General features: G+C 40.7%; 21 protein-coding genes and 1 riboswitch. Of the genes, 15 read left to right on the forward strand and 6 right to left on the reverse strand.

Features of this window, described 5'->3' with window-relative positions:
- Position 1: 1 nt before the first annotated feature.
- Entirely contained in the window at positions 2 to 754 is a 753-nt protein-coding gene (locus E7303_RS03415; RefSeq protein ID WP_292143842.1) for a sigma factor, read from the reverse strand.
- Between the two features lie 167 nt (positions 755 to 921).
- Here E7303_RS03415 and E7303_RS03420 point away from each other — a divergent pair, with 167 nt between their 5' ends.
- The 3 genes from E7303_RS03420 (at position 922) to clpX (ending at position 3,702) form a co-directional block, all read left to right on the forward strand.
- Entirely contained in the window at positions 922 to 1,659 is a 738-nt protein-coding gene (locus tag E7303_RS03420; protein ID WP_292143843.1) for a hypothetical protein, read from the forward strand.
- Between the two features lie 157 nt (positions 1,660 to 1,816).
- Complete coding sequence (gene clpP / locus E7303_RS03425) at positions 1,817 to 2,419, forward strand: ATP-dependent Clp endopeptidase proteolytic subunit ClpP (RefSeq protein WP_022774545.1); 603 nt, start codon at positions 1,817 to 1,819, stop codon at positions 2,417 to 2,419.
- 14 nt (positions 2,420 to 2,433) lie between these two features.
- Complete coding sequence (gene clpX, locus E7303_RS03430; protein WP_022774546.1) at positions 2,434 to 3,702, forward strand: ATP-dependent Clp protease ATP-binding subunit ClpX; 1,269 nt, start codon at positions 2,434 to 2,436, stop codon at positions 3,700 to 3,702.
- Positions 3,703 to 3,750: 48 nt separating this feature from the next.
- Here the strand turns inward: clpX and yihA are convergent, their stop codons facing one another.
- A complete protein-coding gene (gene yihA, locus E7303_RS03435; RefSeq protein ID WP_292143844.1) occupies positions 3,751 to 4,359 on the reverse strand; it encodes a ribosome biogenesis GTP-binding protein YihA/YsxC in 609 nt (202 codons plus the stop codon).
- A gap of 103 nt (positions 4,360 to 4,462) precedes the next feature.
- Here yihA and E7303_RS03440 point away from each other — a divergent pair, with 103 nt between their 5' ends.
- Both E7303_RS03440 and E7303_RS03445 read left to right on the forward strand, forming a co-directional pair.
- Positions 4,463 to 5,062 (forward strand): HdeD family acid-resistance protein, encoded by a 600-nt coding sequence (locus E7303_RS03440; protein ID WP_292143845.1) that lies wholly within the window; start codon positions 4,463 to 4,465, stop codon positions 5,060 to 5,062.
- 22 nt (positions 5,063 to 5,084) lie between these two features.
- Entirely contained in the window at positions 5,085 to 6,275 is a 1,191-nt protein-coding gene (locus E7303_RS03445) for a cob(I)yrinic acid a,c-diamide adenosyltransferase (protein ID WP_292143846.1), read from the forward strand.
- A gap of 1,056 nt (positions 6,276 to 7,331) precedes the next feature.
- Here the strand turns inward: E7303_RS03445 and E7303_RS03450 are convergent.
- The 4 genes from E7303_RS03450 to E7303_RS03465 all read right to left on the reverse strand — a co-directional run bounded on the left by E7303_RS03450 (position 7,332) and on the right by E7303_RS03465 (position 14,335).
- Positions 7,332 to 9,065 carry a methyl-accepting chemotaxis protein gene (locus E7303_RS03450; protein ID WP_292143847.1) on the reverse strand — a complete coding sequence of 578 codons (1,734 nt, stop codon included), beginning with the start codon at positions 9,063 to 9,065 and terminating at the stop codon, positions 7,332 to 7,334.
- A 102-nt stretch (positions 9,066 to 9,167) separates the two neighbouring features.
- Positions 9,168 to 9,243: riboswitch (cyclic di-GMP riboswitch) on the reverse strand.
- Between the two features lie 121 nt (positions 9,244 to 9,364).
- The gene (clpB, locus tag E7303_RS03455; protein WP_292143848.1) at positions 9,365 to 11,962 is read right to left on the reverse strand and encodes an ATP-dependent chaperone ClpB; all 2,598 of its coding nucleotides are present in this window, start codon (positions 11,960 to 11,962) and stop codon (positions 9,365 to 9,367) included.
- Positions 11,963 to 12,181: 219 nt separating this feature from the next.
- Entirely contained in the window at positions 12,182 to 13,972 is a 1,791-nt protein-coding gene (locus tag E7303_RS03460; RefSeq protein WP_292143849.1) for a hypothetical protein, read from the reverse strand.
- 180 nt (positions 13,973 to 14,152) lie between these two features.
- Positions 14,153 to 14,335: a DUF4250 domain-containing protein gene (locus E7303_RS03465; protein WP_103868570.1), complete on the reverse strand. Its 183-nt coding sequence runs from the start codon at positions 14,333 to 14,335 to the stop codon at positions 14,153 to 14,155.
- Between the two features lie 242 nt (positions 14,336 to 14,577).
- Between E7303_RS03465 and E7303_RS03470 the strand changes: the two genes are divergently transcribed.
- The 10 genes from E7303_RS03470 (at position 14,578) to E7303_RS03515 (ending at position 25,391) form a co-directional block, all read left to right on the forward strand.
- Positions 14,578 to 15,303, forward strand: a complete 726-nt coding sequence (locus E7303_RS03470; RefSeq protein WP_292143850.1) for a CpsB/CapC family capsule biosynthesis tyrosine phosphatase — start codon at positions 14,578 to 14,580, stop codon at positions 15,301 to 15,303.
- A 38-nt stretch (positions 15,304 to 15,341) separates the two neighbouring features.
- The gene (locus E7303_RS03475; protein ID WP_292143851.1) at positions 15,342 to 16,070 is read left to right on the forward strand and encodes a YveK family protein; all 729 of its coding nucleotides are present in this window, start codon (positions 15,342 to 15,344) and stop codon (positions 16,068 to 16,070) included.
- An 11-nt stretch (positions 16,071 to 16,081) separates the two neighbouring features.
- Entirely contained in the window at positions 16,082 to 16,906 is an 825-nt protein-coding gene (locus tag E7303_RS03480; protein ID WP_103868567.1) for a polysaccharide biosynthesis tyrosine autokinase, read from the forward strand.
- 18 nt (positions 16,907 to 16,924) lie between these two features.
- Entirely contained in the window at positions 16,925 to 17,398 is a 474-nt protein-coding gene (locus E7303_RS03485; RefSeq protein WP_292143852.1) for a hypothetical protein, read from the forward strand.
- A 12-nt stretch (positions 17,399 to 17,410) separates the two neighbouring features.
- On the forward strand, positions 17,411 to 18,469 hold the full coding sequence (locus E7303_RS03490) for an LCP family protein (RefSeq protein WP_292143853.1): 1,059 nt from the start codon (positions 17,411 to 17,413) through the stop codon (positions 18,467 to 18,469).
- 4 nt (positions 18,470 to 18,473) lie between these two features.
- The gene (locus tag E7303_RS03495) at positions 18,474 to 19,235 is read left to right on the forward strand and encodes a class B sortase (RefSeq protein ID WP_292143854.1); all 762 of its coding nucleotides are present in this window, start codon (positions 18,474 to 18,476) and stop codon (positions 19,233 to 19,235) included.
- Positions 19,236 to 19,322: 87 nt separating this feature from the next.
- Complete coding sequence (locus E7303_RS03500; RefSeq protein WP_292143855.1) at positions 19,323 to 20,261, forward strand: hypothetical protein; 939 nt, start codon at positions 19,323 to 19,325, stop codon at positions 20,259 to 20,261.
- 44 nt (positions 20,262 to 20,305) lie between these two features.
- Entirely contained in the window at positions 20,306 to 21,007 is a 702-nt protein-coding gene (locus tag E7303_RS03505; protein WP_292143856.1) for a sugar transferase, read from the forward strand.
- 1,274 nt (positions 21,008 to 22,281) lie between these two features.
- The gene (locus tag E7303_RS03510) at positions 22,282 to 23,415 is read left to right on the forward strand and encodes a hypothetical protein (RefSeq protein WP_292143857.1); all 1,134 of its coding nucleotides are present in this window, start codon (positions 22,282 to 22,284) and stop codon (positions 23,413 to 23,415) included.
- A gap of 1,172 nt (positions 23,416 to 24,587) precedes the next feature.
- Positions 24,588 to 25,391, forward strand: coding sequence for an alpha/beta hydrolase (locus tag E7303_RS03515; RefSeq protein ID WP_292143858.1), 804 nt, complete (start codon positions 24,588 to 24,590; stop codon positions 25,389 to 25,391).
- The last annotated feature ends 26 nt before the right edge of the window (positions 25,392 to 25,417 follow it).

Genomic DNA, 25,417 nt, shown 5'->3' on the forward strand with positions numbered 1-25,417 from the left:
TTTACAAATTTGATGGAGAGTTAGTTATAAACCACATATATTCTGAAAGCTGTGGATAATCACCATTTATTATCAGTGTTGCAGTGATTATGTAGCGTCTGTATCTATCCAGCATTTTTCTTGATATTCGGCTTTTTTCCTCGAGTTCTTTCATTGGAAGAGTTTTTGAACGTTTCATTTTCTGCAGCAGTTCTTCTGAAGTTAACATCGCCTTTACAGCCTTAGCGCATGCTCTCTTAGTCTTTTCCGTGCAGGGGGAGCATTTTGTCAGATCCATAAAGCTAAAACCATAGTCAGTAAGCTTGCTGCTGATCTCTGCTATCTCATCTTTTACAGTTACCTGATGGTCTATGGAATCTTGTTTTAAATAAGAAATATCTGCTGATTTTTCCTTGAGCTCAAATGAAATAGGAGACTCCTTGTCCTCATCTATTTCTCCTTCAAAAAGGTAGGGTTCTACGCTAAACTCGCATTCATGGTGCTTTGCCTTTCTCATATGATCAAGAATCCTTCTCTTTATGACCAGATTTGCAAAACTTGAGAAAGCTCCTTTGGAAATATCGTAAGAATCGATAGCTTCAAGGAAAGCGCTAAGTGCAATGGAGTACTCATCATCACTTTCTGTTATGAATCTTCCCACACATTTATATGCACAGTATTTTATGTATCCTGTGTTTTTTTCAATAAAAGAATTCAGCTGAGCCGGAGTATTTTTTACCTCTATGACTTCTTCGCTAAATGCATTCTTTTCCATAATTAACTCCCGAGTATATTGAATTATTCGAATATGGATGGACAAAGAATGGGGTAGCCCGCCAAAAAAGATTTTTTGAATTTTTTTAATGTGACCCCACTATATTTGTTTGCTTGCAAGAAATATTACTGTGAGGAACTAAAAATAAATTAAAAATGGAGGAATCTATGATGAAAAGAATAATTGGAACAATGACAGCAATAGCTTCGGCGATTATAATGCTTGCAACCGTGCAGGTTACAGCCATGGCAGCACCTCAGGCAAAAGATGCGCAGCCACCTGCTCAGGGAGCGGCACCTGTCCAGGGCGAAGCGCCAAAGGGCGGACAGGCACCAAAAGAGGGTGAGCAGCCACCGGAAATGCCTGATGCATCAGGAGCTGCAAGTACCGGTGAAGCACCTGAAAAGCCAGAGGGTGAAGCTCCTAAAGAAGAGCCTAAGGATGGAGAAAAGCCTTTAGCAGACGCAGATATGACAACTTTGCTTGAAAATCTTCTTGAGGCAATCGAAGCTCTGGATGATGAAGATGTAAAAGAAAACATTACAGAATTATATGATGCATTTGTAGATGCCCTTGATGCAGAGCAGGCAGCAATAGATGCAGAATCTGATGAAGACACATTAGCTGAAGTTAAGCAGGCTGTTGAAGATGCGAGAGCAGCGCTGCAGAGCGCTTTGGAAGAAGCAGGAATCGATTTTGACCTTGAACCAAAGACAGGTGATGAAGCGCCAAAGGCTATAGAGGATGGTGAAGAGTTATCCGAAGAAATTGCACCAAAGGATGCAGAGCCTGCCGTAAATGAAGATGGAAGTGCTGATGAATCTGTTGAGAAGACAAGCCCTATCAAGAAGATTGGAAACGCAATAAAGAGCTTTTTTAACAAATTATTCAAAAAGAGCGAATAATTAAGAGTTTATTAAATTGTGCGAAAGACTTTCAAAAAACAGTATTTAGCCGTATAATATAGTGTGGTTGTGTATAGTTTTTTAGCTGTGCAGACCACACTATTTAGGTTTAGTGGTAAATAATGCTTTTTGATAAGGCAAGGTTGGAGGACAGATAATGAGTTTAATACCTTATGTCATTGAACAAACAAGCCGTGGAGAGAGATCTTATGATATTTACTCCAGACTTTTAAAAGAAAGAATCGTATTCCTTGGTGAGGAAGTTAATGCTACATCAGCAAGTATTGTTGTTGCACAGCTTCTTTTCCTTGAGGCAGAGGATCCTAACAAGGATATCCACATGTATATCAACAGCCCAGGAGGAGAGATCACTTCCGGAATGGCTATCTACGATACAATGCACTACATCAAGTGTGATGTAAGCACAATCTGTATCGGTATGGCTGCCAGCATGGGTGCATTCCTTCTTGCAGGTGGTGCAAAGGGGAAGAGAATGGCACTTCCTAACGCTGAAGTTATGATCCATCAGCCACTTGGCGGAACACAGGGCCAGGCTACAGAAATTGAGATTGCTGCAAAGCACATCCTCAGAACAAAAGAGAAGATGAACAGAATGCTTGCAGAAAATACAGGAAAGACATATGAGCAGGTTTGCGCAGATACAGAGCGTGATAACTGGCTTTCAGCTCAGGAAGCTCTTGACTACGGTCTTATCGATTCAATCATTGAGAATCGTCCTGTAGAAAAGGAATCTAAGTAATCAAAGGAGATGTTATGGCAGGAAAAAATTCCGGAGAGATCAGGTGCTCTTTTTGTAACAAGACACAGGATCAGGTAAAAAAGTTAATAGCAGGACCTGCAGGAGTATATATTTGTGATGAATGCGTTGAGATATGCGCAGATATCATAGAGGAAGAGTTCGAGGACGAGCCTGTCGCAGCCAGCGAAAAGAACATCAATCTTCTTAAGCCGGTTGAGATCAGAAACTTTCTTGATGAGTATGTAATCGGACAGGATGAAGCTAAAAAGGTTTTAGCAGTTTCTGTTTATAACCATTACAAGAGAGTTCTTGCTCCTAAGAGCGAGGACAAAAACGATGTTGAGCTTCAAAAGAGTAACATTATCATGATCGGACCTACAGGTTCAGGTAAAACATATCTTGCACAGACACTTGCCAAGATCATAAATGTTCCTTTTGCTATCGCTGATGCTACTACTCTTACTGAGGCAGGTTATGTTGGTGAGGACGTTGAGAATATTCTCCTTAAACTTATCCAGAATGCTGACTACGATATTGAGAGAGCTCAGTACGGAATTGTTTATATCGATGAGATTGATAAGATCACTAAAAAGAGTGAGAACGTATCTATAACAAGAGATGTTTCAGGTGAAGGTGTACAGCAGGCACTTCTTAAGATCGTAGAAGGTACTGTTGCAAGTGTTCCACCTCAGGGCGGAAGAAAGCATCCTCATCAGGAGCTTATCCAGATTGATACAAGCAATATCCTCTTCATCTGCGGCGGTGCATTTGATGGTCTTGATAAGATTGTTGAGGCAAGACTTGACAGAAATTCAATCGGATTCAATGCAGAGATTGCTGATAAGTCAGAAAGAGAGATCGGAGAGGTCCTTAAAGAGGTAACACCTCAGGATCTTGTTAAGTTTGGTCTCATTCCTGAGTTTGTAGGACGTGTGCCGATCACAGTTACTTTGGAAGGTCTTTCCAAGGAAGCTTTGGTCAAGATCCTTACAAAGCCAAGGAATGCCCTTGTTAAGCAGTATCAGAAGCTCTTTGACTTCGATGATGTTAAGCTTACATTCGAGGATGAAGCAGTTCAGAGAATTGCAGAGATGGCTTACGAGAGAGAAACAGGAGCCCGTGGACTTCGCTCCATTATGGAGAAGACTATGATGGATGTTATGTATCAGATTCCTTCTGATGACACCATCAGCGAGTGTGTTATCACAGATGCTTCTGTAGATGGCACAAGCCAGCCACTCATCGTCCACAAGGACAGCAAGAAATTAAAACAGGCTAAATAAAAAATAAAAGCTGTGAGAAATGAGAGATCATTTTTCACAGCTTCTTTTTTAAGCTTCAGTTGAAGGAGATGCTTCCGTGAGCAGTTCATCCATGAAGTCGTAGATTTCCTGTCTGCCTTCTTTGGATAATGCTGAATATGGGAAGATTTTAATTTCATCAGGAAGGCCAAGGCCGTTCCTTAACATGTTCAGGTGCTTCTCGCGCTGAGAAGGCTTGATCTTATCAGCCTTGGTTGCAATGATAACCGGCTGGAAGCCCTGATGAACGATCCATTTGTACATCTGAACGTCGTTGGCTGAAGGTTCGTGACGAATATCGATAAGAAGGAAAACTCTAAGGAGCTGCTTGGATGTGTGGAGATAGTTCTCAATCATTTTTCCCCACTGTTCCTTAACCTTTTCAGGAACACGAGCAAATCCGTATCCCGGAAGGTCTACAAGGTAGAACTCGTTGTTTATATTGTAGTAGTTGATTGTCTGAGTCTTTCCAGGCTCCTGTGAAGTTCTGGCATAGTTTTTACGATTCATTATGCCGTTAATGAGTGAGCTTTTGCCTACATTACTTTTTCCTGCGAAGGCAAATTCAGGAAACTGATTGTCTGGAAGTGTGCTTGTGATTCCACAAACTGTTTCAAGATTTACATTTTTAATAACCATGCTATTCTCTCTATTCTTTGTAATTGATGCTTAACAATAATCATTGATTAAGTTAAAATTTAAGGTGAATGTTAATACATTATAGCATATTCGGAGGCAGAGTATGGAAACACTTAAAAAAATGAAGTTAAATTACGTGATTGAAGCCATTGTGATGATTGCTATAGGTGCTGTTCTTATATTCTGGACAGAAGCGAGCCTTCTCATCATGGCGAGAGCGTTGGCAATCCTGCTGGTAATAGCAGGTGTGATATTTGTATTCAGCTATTTTTTGCATAAAGAGCGCAGCATTGTGATGTCAGGCGGTTTTGCAATGGGAGTTATTATTGCAGCCATTGGCGTTTGGATCTTCCTTAAGCCTGATACATTTACCGATTTTATCCCCAAGCTCTTTGGCGTATTTATCCTGCTTAGCGGACTTATGAATCTGGGACAGACAATCTCTCTTGTCAGCTACAGATATTCGCTTTGGTGGATCTCATTGATCCTTGCAGTAGGAACTATCGGTATGGGAGCATTTCTTTTGTTTAATCCTAAGGATGCAAAAGAAATAGCGGTGACTATCATCGGAATATTCCTGGTTTATGATGGAATCACCAATCTGTGGACAATATCAAGAGTCTCCAAGTATGCAAAGAGAGTTAACCAGGAGATGAATGCTGTCGATGTTGAAGCAGTTGTTGAGGATGTAGATAAAAAGTAATGCCGGAAATTGAGGAATAATAATGACATTTGAACCAATAGAGGTATCGCTTGATGAGGGCTGCATTGATGCTTTCATCAGGCGATATCATTTTAATGACAATGAAAAAGCAGAAATAATAAGAATTTACAGGAAGATTGCTCCAAGAGTTCATGCTATTTTTCACCATATCATCGAAGAGGATGAAGAGGGAAAAAAGTCTGCACTTGTAGTAGCAAGTCTTGGAAGAGCAATTGATGAGTTTCAGAATAATCTTTTGGAAAAGGGAAATATTCAGGAAGCCTATATTGTTGATTGTCTGGGACTGGATTTTTTATCACTTGCCTATGAAAAAATAGATGAAAAGCTCCATGAGTCCACAGGTCTTTATGCCGGAGGATATCAGTTTGCAGGAAGTGATGACTTTCCGCTTGAAAGTATTCCTGAAGCCATGAAAAAGCTTGGACAAAAGAAAATAAGATATAATGACGCCTTTGTGCTTGTTCCCAAAAAGAGTGTTGTGTTTAGGACTCAACTATTTGAAAAGCAGCAGGAAAAGCATTCCAAGTGTAGTAGCTGCAGCGCTGAAAAATGCGTATACAGGACAAGTGAGTATGCCGGAGCTACAAGAGTTTTGAAAGATAATGCAGATGTGAAAATAGATTTGTCGAAAGAGAAGAGAGAAAACATGGGAGACGGTGATAAGAGGGCAAAAGGCCTGATCCACCTTTATACCGGCGATGGCAAGGGCAAGACTACAGCATCTATCGGACTTGCCATAAGAGCAGCAGGTTCCGGCAAAAAAGTTGTATTCACCCAGTTCATGAAAGGAAGACAAACATCAGAACTAAACTCTTTTGCCCTGATCCCGAATATTAAAGTCATAAGAAGTGATAAAAACCTCGGCTGGTTCAAAAAGGACTCGGAAGACTCTGTATCCGCGTTTACCGGCGAACACAACAGAATCCTTACAGAAATAGAAAAACTCGTAAGTAGTGGAGAGTGTGACGTCCTTGTCATGGATGAATCCACCTATCCCTACAATTACGGGATTATTGATAAGGACAGATTTGAAGCTTTGATACTAAACAAGCCTGCCTATATGGAAATTGTTTTAACAGGTAGAAATGCACCTGACTTTTTTATTGATAATGCAGATTATATTACAGAGATGAAGAAAATAAGGCATCCTTACGACGAAGGCATTGAAGCGCGCCTGGGCATTGAATATTGATTATCCAATAAAAAGGGAGAGTATTATGGTTTTAAACATTTTGTTTTTGCCAGAATACTCTCTCTTTGTATGAGGGTAAGCACCTAGCGGTGTGGCTGGTCATTATGCCTCGGGCTCTGAATCCAGGAACAGTAGGGGTGGCTACTTTTCTGACTATGGGTAATTTTTTAATATTCCGACCTTTTACCCGTGTTTTGTTAGTACCCATGGGCAATATTTAATTTTCTCTGCCTTTTACCCGAGCTATCAGACATTCATTGGGTAAATCTATTATTTTTTTCATATTTGCCCAAGCTTGTCCAATAATTCTCGGGTAATAATCATCTCTTTTATTTCCTTACCCAAATCATACACTAACTCATGGGTAAAAACCTGCATTTTGTTCTTTTTGCCCGCAATGCTCTTTAAAAATGGACAATACGAGACCATGATTTGAGACCAAAACACTTTTATTGGCACTTTCAATTGGTCCATATAAGATAAATCAGGCTGTTTATAATAGAGTTATCTTATATACACAGTTGGCCGAAGACATTGCAACGCAGAGCCGCTTATGCCTCTATGTTATGCACGCCGTCCAGGGAAAATCTATTCTAGCGTGCCTTGCATCCATATACCTTGCACGCAATCTGATAATAATTCACTTTAGCGTGCACGAAGCATCTGTTCAGGACAGTCATATCCTACTACTGTTCTCGGATTCAGAGCCTGAGGCAGAAAAAACCAGCCACACCGCAGGTGCTTGCCCTTTACTGGTTCTGATGGAAACGCTACAATACCAGGTCCGACGGTGAGTGAAGAATTACTGTTCCCATCATCCTCACCGTCGGCAAGGTATAGACGGCGTTTCCATCAGGTTCAGTCAAGGGTGGCGCACGCAGCCGATTCACTTACGCACATACAAAAGGAGAGTATTTTAGCAAGTATTAAACACTTATCCACATAAAAGGTAGATGGAGAGTATTCTAATATGCAGTAAATTAAAAACCAATCGAGATCTAGCCATAGCTATGTGCTCGATTGGTTTTTATCTTAGCGCTCGCAAGAAAATATGGATTATGAAGGCATTTCTTCCAATGTGAAGAATGCCATTTTTTCGTTGAGGGTTTCAGCCATGTCACGAAGATCATTTGCTGCACCACTTATGAGAGAAAATGTAGCATTGAGTTCTTCCATTGAAGCATTTGTTTCCTCTGTAGAAGCGGCATTTTGCTGAGATATAGCAGAAAGCTCTGTGATAATGTCTGAAAATCCTGCCTTAAGCTCATTAAGAAGATGAATTTTCTTGGATATTACCTTTGTAGAATTGTCTACATTGTTGACGTTTTCTACAACTGCATCCATATCATCTTTTGTAGTATTGAGCTGAGTATTCTGCTCCTGCATGCTCTTTCCGAGCTCTTCAATAATTTCAACGTTCTTCTGTGACTCTGCAACAAGATTTTCCACTATTTCCTTGATTGAAACGGCAGCGTCCTTTGACTGCTTTGAAAGGTTACCAATTTCAGTAGCAACTACTGAGAAACCTTTTCCGTATTCGCCAGCTCTTGCTGCCTCAATTGAAGCGTTAAGAGAAAGAAGATGTGTCTGTTCAGCAATTGCAGTAATCATGTTTGAAGCTTCTGCGATGCTCTTAACTGAATCATTAGTAGTGCGAATCTGTGTATGAATGTCTTTCATTGAAGTCATGACATCTTTATTTTTACCCATAAGGTCATGAAGTGTATTTACAGTTCTCTGAGCACCTGACATCATTTCATTAGCAGAATTTGAAAGGTCTTCTATTTTTTCTGTAATTTCGTCAATACTGTCGCCCATCTGGTTAGTATTAGCTACAGAATTTTCCATGCTCTCAGCCTGAGAAGCAGCTCCACGGCTGATATCCTCTACAGCAGCTGTTATCTGTTCAGCTACATTAGAAGCAGATTCAGCAGAAGATGCAAGCTTTTCACCGGAAAGAGTTACATCATCTGAAAGCTTTTTAGTTGCGCTGATTACATCCTGAAGTTTGTCACGAACCATAGCGGAACTTTCTGCAATTACACCAAGCTCGTCCTTACGGTTGAATGTACGATCATTGATGTAGAAAGAAAGTTCACCATCTTCAAGATTTTTAAGACCTGATACAATATCGCGGATTGATCTTGATGAAGTGCTTATAAGATAACGAGCTACACCAAAGTTGAACAGGAAAAAACCAATGAATGTAAAAATAATAGAACGAAGCGCTGCGTCCATATTTGCTTTTACGATAGTAGTATCACGTCCTGCAAAAACCATACCAACAACAGAACCATCAGAGTTCTTAAGTGGAAGATAGTATGCGTACCAATCCTGACCTGCAATCTCAAAATTTGAAGCAAGATATTCATTTCCACTTGTGAGAACTTCGCTTACAACTGTCTCTGAAGCTTTTGTTCCTTCCATTCGCTGACCTGTAGTTGCGTCTGTAAGAGATGTAACAAAACGTGTATCACCATAAAATAATGTATAGTGCATACCGGTTTTCTCATGGAGTGCATCAAGCTGTGCCTGGTAAATGTCGTGAACTGCTACGTCACCTTTCATAAGCTGGCCATCCTCTGAAAGAGTCCAGTCACCTTCAAACTGATTGGATACTTCATCATTTAAAAGAACTGCCGCTGCATGCAAACCCTCTGAAAAAGAAGTGAGATAAGCTTTCTGAATGTTTCTAAAGCCTATGATACCAACACATGCTGCCATAAGAAGGGCAAGAACTGATGCGATAACAATTATAGTGCGAACCATGTTTCTGTTTTTTGTTTTCATTTTTGTGTTTCCTTTCCTTTAATCCTCTAACTCTCGAACCCCTTTTTATTTAACAAAAAAGCACGGAACGAAATGTCCCGTGCTACAAAAAAACCTAATTAAAGGTGCAACTGGCTGACATTTTAAAGTCCCTATAGCTTTGCGCCACAGGCTTTCGCCTGCTTTGCCAAATGTTAAATTTTAAACTATCGAGAATTATAATGTACAGTTCCGGTTAATGCAATATTAATTTTTTGTTTATAAAAAATTTATAAATCGTGCACATGAAAAAAGAAACACATGGCAGCATTTTGGTTATTTTATACAAAAGACTCCGTTTTAGCGATAAGCTCGCCATTTTCCACATCAAAGATGATGGTGTCATGAGGCTTTACCTTATCTTCAAGAATAATCTTGGCAGAAAGAGTTTCAACATATTTCTGGATATAACGCTTAAGCGGCCTTGCACCATATATAGGATCATAAGCGTTATCAATTACGTAGTCTTTGGCAGCATCATTAAGCTTGATACTGATTTCTCTATCAGCAAGACGTTTGTTAAGATCTGCAATTACCAGATCAACAATTCCACTTATGTTGTTCTTGGTAAGAGGCTTAAACATAATGATTTCGTCAAGTCTGTTCAGGAACTCGGGTCTAAAGTGAGAACGCAAATCTTCCATTGTGGCCTTTTCAGCATCTTCACTTATTGAACCGTCATCTCTGATACCATCAAGCAGATACTGAGCTCCAATATTTGAAGTCATTATCAGGATAGTATTCTTGAAATCTACAGTTCTTCCCTGTGAATCAGTAATTCTTCCGTCATCAAGCACCTGAAGAAGAATATTGAATACATCAGGGTGGGCTTTTTCTATCTCATCGAAAAGAACTACAGCATAAGGTTTTCTACGAACTGCCTCAGTAAGCTGACCACCTTCCTCATAACCTACATATCCTGGAGGTGCTCCTATAAGCCTGGACACACTGTATTTTTCCATGTATTCGCTCATGTCAATTCTGACCATGTTGTTCTCATCGTCAAAAAGTGACTGGGCAAGACTTTTGGCAAGCTCTGTCTTACCAACACCTGTAGGGCCAAGGAAGAGGAATGAGCCAATTGGCTTACTTGGATCCTTGATACCGGCCTTAGATCTCATTATGGCCTCAGATACCTTTACAACGGCATCATCCTGACCAATTACTCTCTGATGAAGCTCATCAGGAAGATGAAGAGTTTTGTTTCTCTCACTCTCTGTAAGCTTGTTTACAGGAATGCCTGTCCATCTGCTGATGATTCCGGCAATTTCGTCCTCTGAAACTTTTTCGTGTACAAGGGCACCGTCTGCCTCTTTTTCTTTGGCTTTTTCCTCAGCCTCTTCAAGCTGTTTTTTGAGAGCAGGGAGCTTTCCATACTGGAGCTCACCGGCTTTCTCATAGTCGCCATCTCGCTGGGCGATGGCAATCTCTGAATTGATGGTATCAATCTGTTCACGCATTGCTGCAAGCTTATCTACAGCTTCTTTTTCATTGGACCACTGAGCTTTTCTGGTATCAAAGTCTTCCTTAAGCTCAGCAAGCTCTTTTTGCAGGTTAGCAAGTCTTTCTTTACTCAGAGAATCATCTTCCTTTTTTAGGGCTGCCTCTTCAATCTGCAGCTGCATGATTTTACGGTTAAGTTCATCAAGCTCGGCAGGCATTGAATCCATCTCAGTCTTGATGAGAGCACAGGCTTCATCCACAAGGTCGATTGCCTTATCTGGAAGAAATCTGTCAGAAATGTACCTGTTGGATAAAACAGCGGCACTAACAAGAGCACTGTCCATGATCTTAACGCCGTGGAAGACTTCATATCTCTCTTTTAATCCACGAAGGATACTGATGGTGTCCTCAACTGTAGGCTCTTCAACCATAACAGGCTGGAAACGTCTCTCAAGAGCGGCATCCTTCTCAATATACTGTCTGTATTCATTGAGGGTAGTAGCGCCGATGCAGTGGAGCTCGCCTCTTGCAAGCATTGGCTTAAGCATATTGCCGGCATCCATGGCACCATCTGTTTTACCTGCACCTACAATAAGATGAAGTTCATCTATGAAAAGAATTATCTCTCCATCGGAGGCCTTGACGTCCTCAAGGACTGCCTTTAATCTCTCCTCGAATTCGCCTCGATACTTGGCACCGGCTACCAGTGCACCCATATCAAGGGAAAAGATCTTTTTATCCTTAAGAGCAGTTGGCACATCACCGCTTGCAATTCTCTGGGCAAGGGCTTCAACGACTGCAGTCTTGCCGACACCGGGCTCACCGATAAGAACAGGATTGTTCTTGCTCTTTCTGGACAGGATCCTGATCACATTTCGGATTTCTGTGTCTCTTCCTATTACAGGGTCAAGCTTTTGCTTTTTGGCTTTTTCTACCAGCTCTGTGCCATATTTACTTAAGGTGTCATAGGTTGCCTCAGGGTTGTCAGTTGTGACATTTCTGTTGCCTCGTACCTCTGAAAGGACCTGAAGGAATCTGTTCCTGTCGATACCAAATTCTCTGAAGATCTCTTTTACTTCTCTGTTGGGCTTCTTAATAAGAGACATAAACAGATGCTCGACGGATACGTACTGATCTCCAAGAGCCTTGGCTTCATCCTCGGCAGACAAAAGAGCTTTGTTGAGATCTGCTCCGATGTAGGGCTGCCCGCCGGAAACTTTGGTTCTCTTTTCAATGGCGGAGATTATCCTGTTTAGGAAAGTTTCCTTATCTATGCCCATTTTCTCTATGAGCTTAGAAATAAGGCTGTCCTCAATAGTCATGAGAGAGTACAGAAGGTGTTCCTGTTCAATCTCCTGATTTCCATATTCAATAGCCACTTTTTCGCAGCCATTGACAGCTTCGATAGATTTTTGTGTGAATTTCTGTATATTCATAAAGTTCCCTCCTCATAAAAAGGATCAATATACATTGTTATTATTGTTCTATTACAACTATAACACAGAAAATGATAATGTCAAATCATATTTTTATGAATTACCAGGACTGGGGCAGAAATTCTTTAAAAGACAATAAAAAACAGGGACTGCGATGAGTACAGTCCCTGCTTTTAAGGTGAAGCTATATGAAAGTTTAAAAAGGGTTTCAATTAAGTATTATCTGAGAACAGTGTTCTTTGCTGTTTTTCTTATAACTGTGATTGATGTGAATGCTGCAAGGAGGAGAATCATGATTCTTGCAGAAGTATTTGTTGTGTCTTCGGTTGATGCTCTTCTTGCGCCGAGTACTGCAGCTTCGTTATTTGTATCTCTTGTTGCTCCAAGGACTGCTCCTTCTTCAGTAGCTGCTGCCATTGGTACAGGAGTTTCAGCAATTGTTATAGCTGCTGGAGTAAATGGAGCAGGAGTAACTTCGTCTCCAGTAGTTGTATCAGTATCATCATCAGTTGTGTCTTCACTTGCAGGTGCCGGAGCTGTTGGAACTACTGGATCAGGTATTATTGGTGTAACTATAGGATCTATTTCAGGAACCGGAGTAACTTCTGGTATAATCACAGGCTCAGGATCAACTACTGGTTCTGGATCAACTACAGGTTCAGGATCAGGAGTAGGAATAATTTCAGGTTCTGCAAGAAGATCCATAAGGCTAATGTGATTTAAATATGATCTTTTGCTAGGTGCTGCAAGTTTTTCAAGGATGTTTGGTGTATATTCTACAAGGTTTAAAGTTGGCTCTACAGGAACGTTGTAGGTCTTATAAACCTTAAGTGGCATCCATGCGTAGTCATAGATCATATCTATATCTGTTATATCATTAACATGATTTTTACCATCTTTATAGGTTAAAGTATGGCTGTCACCACAATTCCAATCCCATGAAGTTGTGACTGCGTTGTCCATTAGAATACTTCCGGCGCTCATCCAGTATCCCATGCTGTGATCTTCATCAGTGTTCATGTAGAAGCAGGCATAACCTGGGTTTGTAGTTTCAAGCTGTGCACCGGCTGAATTAAATGTAATAGTGTCATTTTCATCAATTTCAAAATCTTCAGAGTAGAAAAGACCTATTTCTGAGAAGTTGTGCTCAACATGTATTTTAACCATGTTTCCGGATTTTTCAGCGGCTTCTTCAATAGTGTAGGAACTGCCGATTGCAAATACAGCGTTTTCATCTGCGTTCTTTTCTACAGAAGCTTTAGCAGGATTATTGTAATAAGTGTTGATTGTATTGTTGTACTGTTCTACAGAAGTGTATCCAACTGCCTTGATTCTTTCTTCCATTGCAAGGTCTTTTTCATACTGTGCAAGATTTTCTTCGTACTGTGCCTGAAGTCTTTCATTTTCTTGCTGAACTTCCTCGGCCTTTTCAAGTTCGGCTTGGTTATTAGCTTCTATTTCTTCATTTCTTTTTTCAGTATCAACTACAGCCTGTTCATATTCGGCATCGACTGCCTTGTTGTATTCATCAACCTGCTGGTTGTAATTCTCAGCTTCCTGGTTGTACTGGCGGATCTTGTCGTTATCAAGTTCGCCTTCAATCTCAGGCTTTGTAGGTTCTACAGGGGCAGAAGCTGCGCTTTCTGGTGTTCCATTGTTTTCTTCACTCTGTGCATTTTCATTATTTTCTGTCTCATCGCCTGCGTCATTGTCATTGGTATCGGATTCATTAACGTCTGCTTCATCATTTGAAGCATTTTCTTCGTCGTTCTCGTTATTTTCATTATTATTGTTGTTTTCAGCAGCTTCGTTGTTTTCATTTTCTTCGTTGTTTTCACCGGCATCACCGTTCTCATTGCTGTCGTTTGTTTCTTCTTCATTTTCCTGCTGTTCATCTGCGGCGTAGGACTTAAGACTCATTCCTGCAGCTGATGAAAAAGATACAGCGGCTGAAAGGAAAATGATCATCATGTTCTTTAATTTGTGGTTCCAAAAATTTTTTCTCATCATAACATTCACCCTCACCTTTCGTTTATATGTGCGTTTCACCCTTTTGTTAGGGTCATAATAACAAGAGCACAATCATAAAAATAATCATAATTGCGCTCTGAAATGTTTATTAACCAAATGTTTATGATGACTTAATTTTCTTTATTTTTGGGTTATATTTTGTATTGAATTTTTAGAAAATCAAGAAAATTTATTGTTGACTTTATCGTATATATAGCCGATACCTTTTAGTTTAGATACAATATCTTGTAATTCATCATTTGAAATATCGAGGCCTTCCTGAAGAGCTTCAAGGCTTCCATATTCATCTCGAAGTTTCATGTTTATAAAGCTAAGTAGCATTACAGGGTCCTGTGGAATCATGATCTTTCTCCTTTGTTTGTATGTTCTGTGATTATGGCATTTTGGCCATGCTGCATTTAACAGTTTATCATTCTGTTTTTTTATCAGCAAGAATAAGCATTTTTAGCCACCCAACATATTGGTTAAAATTTTATAAATTACCACATCATGTTGAAACGCCCGAAAATAAAGGTGTATAATTATTTTGATATATCATATATTTTTGTGCGGTCATTCGAAAAAGCTAAAAAGGTAGATATTAAATGCAAACTTGTATTGATATTCATTGTCATGTAATGCCTGGAGTTGATGATGGTTCACCGGATATGGAAACGAGCCTGAAAATGCTGCAGATAGCTGAAAAGGATGGCATTGTGGCCATGATCCTGACGCCGCATCATAAGCCTATGCATCATAATGTAAGCCCTGCCCACAACGCATCTTACAAAGATTCTCTTAAAAGCAAAGCCAAAGATCTTGGATTAAAAATAAAGCTTTATTCCGGAAACGAAATATATTACAGCGAAAAGGTTCTTGAAGAGCTCGAAGAGGGTAAGATATGTACTCTGGCTGGATCTGATTATGTCCTTGTTGAGTTTCATCCAACCAATCCCTATAAAGCGATTCATAATGCAGTTTATCAGTTACTTGGAGCGGGATATATTCCTATTATTGCCCATGTTGAAAGATACAGCGACATAGTATCGCATCCATCCTATGTAGAAGAACTCATAGGTATGGGGTGCTATATACAGGTGAATGCTTCCAGTGTAATGGGTAAATATGGTTTTGGTATAGCTCATTTTACTAAGAAGTTATTGAAAAAACATCTGGTCCATTTTGTGGCCACTGATGCACACGATACAAACAAAAGGGCGCCGCATTTACAGGACTGCAGGAACTATGTGGATAAGAAAATAGGCGCTGATTATGGTCAAAAGATTTTTTGCGATAATCCATTAAGCGTTTTAAAAAATGAAGTGATATAAACTGTGCAGCTGATAACAAGTATCAGGGGAGATTTAGTGTGAACAAGAGAGATGACATCATCGAAATTAATCTTGGGGAATTGTTTGCAATCCTTTTGGGGAGAGCTTTTGTGATCATAACCGCCGGAATCTTTTTTGCCCTGGCGGGACTGTTCGTCAGCAAATTTGTGCTTCACCCTGTATATGAATCGACAACCAAGATTTATATCCTGAACAAAGAAGAAAACCAGACAGTTACGTATTCTGATGTGCAGATATCCACACAGCTCACACAGGACTACGCTGAACTTATAAAGAGCAGATATGTTTTGGAAGAGGTTATCCAAAGGCTCAATCTGATAGAGATGGATTATAAAGACCTCTCAGATGTTTTAAAGGTTGATACACCTTCTGACACCAGAATTGTTGCAATTACAGTAAGAGACGAAGATCCTCTGATGGCAATGAAGATTGCAAACTGTATCCGTGAAGTTGCAAGTGAACATATCACAAACGTTATGGATATTGACGCCATCAATGTGGCAGAGACAGCCAATGTTCCCACAGAAAAGGCAAGCCCCAGCGTAGGCAGATGGACAGTTTTTTCAGGATTTATCGGAGCGGTTATAGTAGCGTTTTTTGTAATACTTGGTTACCTTCTTGATGACACAATAAAGAGCAATGACGATGTGGAGAGATATCTTGGACTTAGTACACTGGCGCTTGTTCCACTGACTTTAGAGGAACAGGATAAAAAGAAAAATAAGAAAAAAGCAAAGAAGAAGTAAATGGGGGATTTATGCAGAACGCGAAGCTTCATTTTAGCCAGTCAGAGAATAATTATCAGATAAAAGAAGCCTATAAGACCTTGCGAAGCAATATTGAGTTCAGCGGCCAGAATGTGAGGATCATCTCAGTTACCAGCTGTACTCCCGGTGAAGGGAAGACAACTGTAGCCATGGCTCTTGCAAGAGCCTTTGCTGAGGCAGGTAAAAAGACTATTTTGGTTGACGCGGATATGAGAAAGTCAGTCCTTGTGGGAAGATACAGGACAGGTTCTGTTAGACTTGGACTTACTCATTGTCTTGTTGGAAGAGAGAGACTTTCAAGTGTTATCTGTGAGACGGATACGCCCAATCTTTACGTTGTATTTAGTGGACCTGTTCCGCCGAACCCCAGTGAGCTTTTGGGCGGAAGAATCTTTGAAAAGGTCCTTGAGAATATGAAGCAGGTCTTTGACTATGTGATCATAGACACGCCGCCCCTTGGAAGCGTTATTGATGCGGCAGTTGTCTCGAAGCAATGCGATGGCACTGTAATGGTGATCGAGAGCAATTCCATAAGTTATAGATTTGCCCAAAGGGTAAAAGACCAGCTGGATAAAGCAGGGGCAAAGATTCTTGGAGTTGTACTTAATAAAGTTGATATTTCAGGAAAAGGCTACTACGGCCACTATGGAAATTATTACGGCAAATACTACGGCAAGTATTATGGCAAATACTATGGAAACGGAGAGGATACAGCTGACAAGCAGGTTCGCCCAAAGGCAGCAGAACCGGCACCTCCGGACGATGATGACCTTGATGAACTTAACTATCTTGCCGGAGTTACAAGAAAAGACTGATTTTATGGGGAGATGCAGGTGAAAGGAAACATTTTAGGTATTTTTTTTACCATATTAAGCGGGGTTCTGATAGCACTTATAGTGCTTGCTTATGGAAGAAGCGACAGGATGGCACCGGAGTTCAGATTCTCAGCCCTTAATCTGACTTACGACTCCGAGACTACAGACAAAGACTTGCTAGTTGGCATAAATGCGTATGATTCCAGAGATGGAGATCTTACACAGAGAATTGTAGTTGAGAAGGTGGTGCTCAACAGGGATGCCGGAACAGCGGTTGTGTACTATGCTGTTGCGGACTATAGCGGGAATGTGACAAAACAGTCCAGAGTATTTCCGGCAGATATAAAAGATATTGATAACAATGGAGATGCTGTGGATGTTATGGAGGATGGTCTTTTCCCTGATATGTTATCGGGCGATAAGATGGAAGCCGGCGAAGAAAGCAGTGAGGGGGATTCTTTAGCGGGGGCATCAACAGAAACTGAAAACTAGGAGCGATAGCAAATGCGAGGAGCAGGAAAGGTTTTTCTCATAATCTGGGCTGTGCTTATGACCATTACTACACTTGGTCTTGCCGGATTTGAGGCAATGAGAATACTTGGAAAATCGAATCTTGACTCTAAATCTGCGACGTCAACACCAATGATGGCGCAGACGGATATGTCTGTCTCTGAAAGCACAGATGCTTACTGGGAAGAAGATTGGGTACCTTACAACGGAAATGTCTATGATTACAACGATGACATAATAACTTTTTTGATAATGGGAATCGACAAGGACGACGAAACTGTGGTCAAGGTTGCGGAAGGAACTGATGGAGGCCAGGCGGATGCACTGTTTCTTTTGGTACTAAATCCTCGTGACCAGTCCATAAAAGTAATTGGAATCAACAGAAACAGCATGACCGATATAGATGTTTACGATGAATATGGAAGATATATGACTACTGTTATAGCTCAGATCGCGACCCAGCATGGCTTTGGAGACGGCATGGAAGAGAGCTGTAACTATCAGGTCAAAGCTGTTTCAAATATGTTTTACCAGCTCCCGATACATGGTTATGCGGCCATAAACATGAGCGCCATCCCAACTATAAATGATCAGGTTGGAGGTGTAGATGTAACAGTTCTGGAGGACCTTACCAAATGGGATAAAACGCTGAAGGAGGGGGCTCAGGTCCATCTGGAAGGCGACAGTGCTTTTTACTATGTTAAAGCAAGAGATGTACATGTCTTTGGCTCCAATGAAAACAGGCTTGAGAGGCAGAGGCAGTATCTTGAAGGATTTATAGAAGCTGCAAGAGAGACCACGAAAGAGAATAACAACGCGGCAGTGGATCTCTTTACAGCCATAAGCAGCAAAATGGTTACCAATATAAGTGCAGATGAAATAAGCTATCTGGCACCATATATTTCTTCATTCAGTTTTAGCTCTGATGACATTATTACCATAAAGGGCGAAAACGTGAAAAATGGAAAGTTTGAAGAGTTTTATGTGGATGATGATGACCTGTACAAAACAATATTAGAAGTTTTTTATGAAAAAGTTGATGTTGTGGGCTAAATAAATGGATAAAACTAGACGATATATAGTTAGGAAAGCTCTTATAAGTCTTTTTTTGACAATTCTTTTTCTGTTTATGCTTGCAGGATGTGGTCAAAAAGAGGAAATTGTCAGTACTTCAGAAGAAGGCGGACCGATCATTGATTTCGAAAAATTAAAAAAGGAGAACGGAGATATATTTGCATGGATATATGTTCCGGGAACGCCGATCAATGGTCCAATCCTTCAAAATGCAGATGGTGATGACAGTTTTTACGCAAGTCATAATGTGGCAAAAGAACCGGATGCAAAAGGGTGCTTTTACATAGAAGCCGCTAATATGGCAAATATGTGCGATTTTAATGAAGTTGTCCACGGGGTACCGACGGAGGAGCTTAGTAAGTTCCTTGACAGGAGCTATTTTGAAGAGCAGCAGTACATACATGTATATATGGAGGGAAATGCCCTCATTTATTACATAATGGCTGCTTATACAAGAGAGAATACAAGACTCTTGGAACAATATGACTTTTCCTATGCGTCAGGGTGCCAGCAGTTTATTGATGAGATTTATTCCGGCAGGACCATGAACAAGAATATAAGGTCAGGATGGGAGACGGGCCTTGAGCCCAGCCATTTTCTTTTGACACTTACATCGGATGACAGCGACAGGCAAATTGTGGTAATCGGGTGTCTTGTTGGAGATGCGGCAGGAAAGATTGACAGAGAAATCGACTGGGGAGATCCGGAAGAGGACTTTTCCACAATAGGTTGGAGCAAGCCTTAAAATGGCCAAAGAGCCACAGCTGGAGGGATCCAGATCAGATATAGATGGCTAAGTTGTGTTTTTGAAATTGTATGGAGGCAAATTATTATGAAGAAAATTCTTGCTCTCACAGTTGCAGGTGTTTTGCTTGCATGTTCATCACTAAGTGTGTGTGCAGCAGACGGTACCACCAATACGGGATCAAACAGTGTTACTACAGATGATCTGATGAAGCAGATTGAAGAACTGCAGACAAAGCTTGAAAGTGCAATTAAAGAAAGTGAAACAAGCACCAGTGAGCAGGTTACAACTCTTAGGGAGAGCGTGGCTACTTTGAGAGAGAATGTTGTAACTTTGCAGGAAAAAATACAGACTCTTAAAGAAGAAATAGCTACTCTTGAAAGCAGTGAGAATGCTAATACCGAAAAAATTGAGGAACTCACCACGAAGATGACTGAGTATGAAGATGCCCTTGAGTCATATGAAGAGCAGCTATATGTAAACACTGCTCAGCTTGCAAGCCTTACTACTCAGGTTCAGAATCTTGCCAATGCGATTAATGCAGGCGGCGGAAAGAGCTCAGGCTCATCAGGTTCATCAGGAGGCTCAGGCGGAGGCGGAGGAAGTTCCTCATCTGCTAACGATTTTTATAAGAGAAATAATATAATCGGTTATGGTTCTACAATTGTTGGACAGGGCGGTCACGTTGAGATCAACGGTGGAAAGAGTAATGTAACATTTGTTCTTACTCCTGCTACAGGCGGACAGCTCACAGCAGCAACTAATTTCTCATCAGGACTTGGTGGAGAACTTCTTAATGTAGTTACTACAAGTTCTCCGGGGGCTTCATTTAAAACTGCAAAGGTTAATTTCTACGTAAGTGGAGTAAGTGCAGGCGACAACATCGCAGTATATCAGCTTCAGGGAAGTAAGTGGGTTCAGCTTCCTGTAGTTGAGACCAGAAAAGATCATGTTATTGTCAACATGACAAGACACGGCACAGTGGCATTTATAAGAGTTCCTGTTCTTGCATACGCAACGAACTGATAAAGGATTAAGCTGTCATTTTTGACCTATGAGGGGGCTAATTTATGGCAAAGGCTGCTACAGTACCGGTAAGAGTCGAAAAAGTTCTGGCCGGGCGAAAGATAATTGAGCTTAATTATCAGGAAATATATGATCATAAGCCCAACATTTATAAGTGGATAAAAAGGGTGTTTGATATAGTCGCATCAAGCGTCGCGATTATCATTCTCTCGCCCATATTTATAATGACAGCTCTGGCTATCTTTTTGGAGGATGGCGGTCCTGTTTTCTTTACCCAGCAAAGAGCGGGTAAAGACATGAAGAGCTTCAAAATATATAAGTTCAGAAGTATGTACAAAAATGCTGAGGCTCAGTTTGAGAGAATGCAGGCACAGAATGAACAGACAGGTCATGCTTTTAAAATCAAGAATGATCCAAGAGTTACCCACGTGGGGAAGTTCATAAGGCGCTACTCTATAGATGAACTTCCACAGCTTTTTAACATCATAAAGGGCGACATGAGCATTGTAGGACCAAGGCCAATACTTACATCTCAGATGGAGGCATGCAATGCTTACGAGAAACAGCGAACCATCGTAAAGCCCGGACTTACCTGCTACTGGCAGGTATGTGGGAGAGCCAAGATCAAATGGGATAAGTGGGTTGAACTTGATCTTCAGTATATTCAGGATATGAGCATTGCAAAAGACATAGAGCTAATTTTCCGTACATTTCCGGCAATCTTCGGCCAGGACGGAGCGTACTAAAAAAGTAGAATGGGCCTACACAGATAGATTGTGTAGGTCTTTTTTATTGTGATTTAAGAAATGTATTCCTGTGTATAAACGTAAGTATTGCGCTTACGTACGCCACCATTGACTGAACCTGAGAATAACGCCGTCTATACCTCGCCGACGGTGAGGATGATGGGAACAGTAGTTAGATTCATGCACCGTCGGATTCAGCATTATAGCGTTTTCCTCAGAACCCGTCAATGGCTAGCACCTGGCGGTGTGGCTGGGAATTATTGCCTCGGGATCCAATTCCGAGAACAGTAGGGGGTACTTTCTATCTACGGGTAATTTTTTAATTTTCTGACCTTTTGCCCGTATTTTCATAGTATCCATGGGCAATATTTAATTTTCTCTGCCTTTTACCCGAGTTATCAAACAATCATTGGGTAAATCTATCATTATTTTCATATTTACCCAAGCTTATTCAATAATTCTCGGGTAAAAATCATCTCTTTTATTTCTTTACCCTCGCGTCATGTCGAAAAAGATGTACAAGACATGAATAATAGAATAAATGCCAGATCTCATGCCAAACGATTCTATTCAAGGCATGAAATTATGAGAAAAATCTGACACAGCATGTCGAATTACAAAACAAAGACATGGTATCTGAGTCAAAATCACTAACAACATGTCTGAACCACTATACAAAGCATGTAATACTTGCAAAAAATCCTCAAATCATGTCAGAAGCCTATGCACAAGGCATGAAAATCGAGAAAAATCTCTCGCAGCATGCTATAGCCAGGTAAATCTTTATGTTTTCAATATCCCAAGTCTCCAGCTGATTCAATTTCAGCCATCTCTACTGTTCTCGGAGTCAGAGCCAGAGGCAATTGTACCAGCCACACCGCAAGGTGCTTGCCATTGACGTGGTCTGAGGAAAACGCTACAATGCTGCATCCGACTGTGAGATAGAATCTACTGTTCCCATCATCATCACCGTCGGCGAGGTATAGACGGCGCTTTCCGCAGGTTCAGTCAATGGTGGCGTACGCAGCCGCAATCTAAAATTTTTAGAGAGTTAGAGAAGTCACTTACGCATATACAAAATGTAAGTATCCTTCGAAAGCTTTGCATCACCTTTATAATTTTTTATTGTGATTTAAGAAAGTTATTTCTTTTTAATGATAGTTAATGTTCATTTAATTGTATTTTTTCGGGGGGGGGTAGACTAGAAGTGTAACTGTGTGGGATGGCTTTTGATATAAAAAGCCAGAGGTTCTCTTTGAAAGAGAGGTAAATTGATGAAACTAAGTAGATTATTTGCGGTCGCTTTAAGCGGATTGCTGTTTATTCAGGCACCGGTTGTTGTGTTGGCAGAGGAATCTTATCAGGATGGTAATTTGTATAAGTGTGATGATGAAAAAGAAGACTACTTATTTGTAGGGCATAATGGTTTTTTCTTATCTGAAGATGAACATCAAGATTATGAAAAAGTTTATGATACAGGAAGCGCTTTTAAAGAAGTCACAGATGATAGTGCCGATGGCAAAGAATATGGAGCAGGCTATGCCTTTGATTGTCAACAGAGTCCAAGTTCCGGCTATGTTGGTGGACTAACATCAAATTTGGTTGGGTTTGAGACGACCTTGTCAGAAGACCAAGTGGTAAAACTTCAATATATCGGTAATGAAACTGATAAACCTTATAGATTGAGCCTGACAACTGCTTCATCCGAATCAGGAACAAGTGGTGGTGAAGAAGGACAATCATCAGGAGAATCAGGAGAACAGGGAACGACTACAGAGCCAATTACAGAACCCACTTCGGAGTCAACTACAGAACCTACCACAGAACCTACTACGGAGCCAACTACAGAGCCAACTGTAGAGCCAGCACAGCCAGAAACTCCAGCAGAAGAAAATGTAGAGCCTACACCAGTTGTTGTAACTGAAAATACCAATAATAGTCAGCCTGCAGCACCAGCTGATGAACCACAGCAGCCAGCAAATCAGGAACCTCAGGCGCCTGATACGACAGGTAGGATCAATATAATAAGCACAGCAGTAGGCAATGCACTTCCAACTACTGAACTTGGAAACGCAGAGGTTCCTACCAGAACATTGTCTCTTGATATATTTAGTATTACTCCTGCCCAAATGACAGCAGCAGTAAGCGATACAGTAAAAAGTGCGCCAGCAGATGGAAATGTAGTTATTGAAACAAATACTATCTCATGCCTTGATAATAATATGGTTCAGGCGTTTGCACAGAGACCGGACGTTGCTATCAGCATAGTATTCAAAAATAAAGAAGGACAAAAACTAAAAGTAACAATTCCTGCCGGATATCCTGTTACAACTCTTCTTGATGAAAATGGTTACTGCGGATATATGCACCTTGTAGATATTTTTGGTGCTACTGTTCTGTCAGAGTAAGATTTAGAAATTGCTAAAATGGATTAGAATTGATGATTATTACGAATGCTTACGCCACCGGCGTAAGCATTCTTTTATTATCAATTCACAATTGTTAAGGGTATACAAAGCATTCGAGGGGGAGTGGTTTGGATAAACGTAAGTATTGCGCTCCTATACGCCACCATTGACTGAACCTGAGGAAAACGCCGTCTATACCTCGCCGACGGTGAGAATGATGGGAACAGTAATTCTTCACTCACCGTCGGCCCCAGCATTGTAGCGTTTTCATCAGAACCAGTAAAGGGCAAGCACCTAGCGGTGTGGCTGTTTTTTCTGCCTCAGGCTCAAAATCCAGGAACAGTTGAGGCGGACGCTTTTCTACCTACGGGCAATTTTTTAATTTTCCGACCTTTTACCCGTGTTTTATTAGTGCCCATGGGTAATATTTAATTTTCTCTGACTTTTACCCGAGTTATCAAACAATCATTGGGTAAATCTATCATTATTTTCATATTTACCCAAGCTTATTCAATAATTCTCGGGTAAAAATCATCTCTTTTAGTTCTTTACCCAAATCATTCACTAAACTAACTCATGGGTAAAAACCTGCATTTTGTTCTTTAGTACCCGCAATGCTCTTTAAAAAAATGGGTCAAGTCCTATTTTATAAGCTAAATCAGGCTGTTTATAATAGAGTTATCTTATATGCACAGCTGGCCGTAGACATTGCAATGCATAGTCGCTTATACCTCTTTGTTTTGCATGCTTGATCATACATCTATCTTTTAGGCAGTAAGGCAATGTATGTTAAATTGAAGAGATAAGCTCCTCATATCGAACTTGCAAATTATCATCTATCCTTTACTGTTCTCGGATTCAGAGCCCGAGGCACTTAAAACCAGCCACACCGAAGGTGCTTGCCCTTGACGGGTTCTGAGGGAAACGCTACAATGCTGAATCCGATGGTGAAAGAATCTATCTACTGTTCCCATCATCCTCACCGTCGGCTCGCAGGCCAGGGCGTTTTCCCTCAGGTTCAGTCAGGGGTGGCGTACAGAGCCAATTTACTTATGTTTTTCAATCTTCATAATCAACAAAATTCATCTATTATTCTTATCAAATTTACACTATAGACTAACGCAATATCGCATGAGTACAATTAATTCATCGATATTCTTGGGGAGGTCTATATGTTTTGTACATGTCACTATTTTAGCCACGTTTTAAATCACAATACGGAGATTAATGTTGTAATTCCGACTCCTGAAGGAAATGAGCAGATTACTGCTACAGGGAAAGATATGCGTTATGACTATGAGAATGGTCTTCCTGTAGTTTATTTGTTGCATGGAGCTTTTGGAGACAACAGCTCATGGTCAAGGTTTTCAAGCATAGAAAGATACGCTCAGGCACATAACTGCATTGCGGTAATGGCGGGCGTTGAAAATAGTTTTTATCAGGATATGGCACGGGGAGGCCAGTACTATACATATATGACAAAAGAACTGCCGGAGTACATTACACGCATATTCCCGGCATCAAAGAAAAGAGAAGATACGTATGTTGCAGGGCTTTCTATGGGAGGATACGGAGCCTGGTTTTTAGCACTTTCAAGACCCGATATTTATTCAAAGGCTGCATCAATGTCAGGAGCTCTTGATATCGTGCGACTTCATGATGAAGCAATGGCCGGTAAAGTGGATAACCCATTCCCTTGGGAGGATGCTTTTGGTGAAGCGGCAGGCCACCTTGAAGGGAGCGACAGAGACCTGTTTGCATTATTAAAAAGAGATATGGAAAACGGACAGGTTCCAGAACTGTACCAGTCATGCGGCACAGAAGACTTTTTATATAAGCTCAATCAGGGAGTTCATGAGAAACTTGAAAAAATGGGAGTGAAGAGCATTTACAAAGAAGTTCCTGATCATATGCACAACTGGGATTTTTGGGATCTGGAGATCAGGAGCATCCTTGACTGGATGTTTCCGGCATAATTGAAGCAGATTCTAAAAATGCACAT

The organism is Butyrivibrio sp. (genome assembly GCF_015056685.1).
Classification (GTDB): domain Bacteria; phylum Bacillota; class Clostridia; order Lachnospirales; family Lachnospiraceae; genus Butyrivibrio.

Excerpts from the sequence above, each read along its gene's own strand:
- E7303_RS03465 (WP_103868570.1), bottom strand. The coding sequence starts at position 14,335 with ATGATTCCACAGGACCCTGTAATGCTACTTAGCTTTATAAACATGAAA.
- clpX (WP_022774546.1), top strand. The coding sequence starts at position 2,434 with ATGGCAGGAAAAAATTCCGGAGAGATCAGGTGCTCTTTTTGTAACAAG.
- E7303_RS03495 (WP_292143854.1), top strand. The coding sequence starts at position 18,474 with ATGGATAAAACTAGACGATATATAGTTAGGAAAGCTCTTATAAGTCTT.
- E7303_RS03515 (WP_292143858.1), top strand. The coding sequence starts at position 24,588 with ATGTTTTGTACATGTCACTATTTTAGCCACGTTTTAAATCACAATACG.
- clpB (WP_292143848.1), bottom strand. The coding sequence starts at position 11,962 with ATGAATATACAGAAATTCACACAAAAATCTATCGAAGCTGTCAATGGC.
- E7303_RS03460 (WP_292143849.1), bottom strand. The coding sequence starts at position 13,972 with ATGATGAGAAAAAATTTTTGGAACCACAAATTAAAGAACATGATGATC.
- E7303_RS03415 (WP_292143842.1), bottom strand. The coding sequence starts at position 754 with ATGGAAAAGAATGCATTTAGCGAAGAAGTCATAGAGGTAAAAAATACT.
- E7303_RS03440 (WP_292143845.1), top strand. The coding sequence starts at position 4,463 with ATGGAAACACTTAAAAAAATGAAGTTAAATTACGTGATTGAAGCCATT.
- yihA (WP_292143844.1), bottom strand. The coding sequence starts at position 4,359 with ATGGTTATTAAAAATGTAAATCTTGAAACAGTTTGTGGAATCACAAGC.
- E7303_RS03450 (WP_292143847.1), bottom strand. The coding sequence starts at position 9,065 with ATGAAAACAAAAAACAGAAACATGGTTCGCACTATAATTGTTATCGCA.
- E7303_RS03510 (WP_292143857.1), top strand. The coding sequence starts at position 22,282 with ATGAAACTAAGTAGATTATTTGCGGTCGCTTTAAGCGGATTGCTGTTT.
- E7303_RS03505 (WP_292143856.1), top strand. The coding sequence starts at position 20,306 with ATGGCAAAGGCTGCTACAGTACCGGTAAGAGTCGAAAAAGTTCTGGCC.
- clpP (WP_022774545.1), top strand. The coding sequence starts at position 1,817 with ATGAGTTTAATACCTTATGTCATTGAACAAACAAGCCGTGGAGAGAGA.
- E7303_RS03420 (WP_292143843.1), top strand. The coding sequence starts at position 922 with ATGATGAAAAGAATAATTGGAACAATGACAGCAATAGCTTCGGCGATT.
- E7303_RS03500 (WP_292143855.1), top strand. The coding sequence starts at position 19,323 with ATGAAGAAAATTCTTGCTCTCACAGTTGCAGGTGTTTTGCTTGCATGT.
- E7303_RS03445 (WP_292143846.1), top strand. The coding sequence starts at position 5,085 with ATGACATTTGAACCAATAGAGGTATCGCTTGATGAGGGCTGCATTGAT.
- E7303_RS03480 (WP_103868567.1), top strand. The coding sequence starts at position 16,082 with ATGCAGAACGCGAAGCTTCATTTTAGCCAGTCAGAGAATAATTATCAG.
- E7303_RS03490 (WP_292143853.1), top strand. The coding sequence starts at position 17,411 with ATGCGAGGAGCAGGAAAGGTTTTTCTCATAATCTGGGCTGTGCTTATG.
- E7303_RS03470 (WP_292143850.1), top strand. The coding sequence starts at position 14,578 with ATGCAAACTTGTATTGATATTCATTGTCATGTAATGCCTGGAGTTGAT.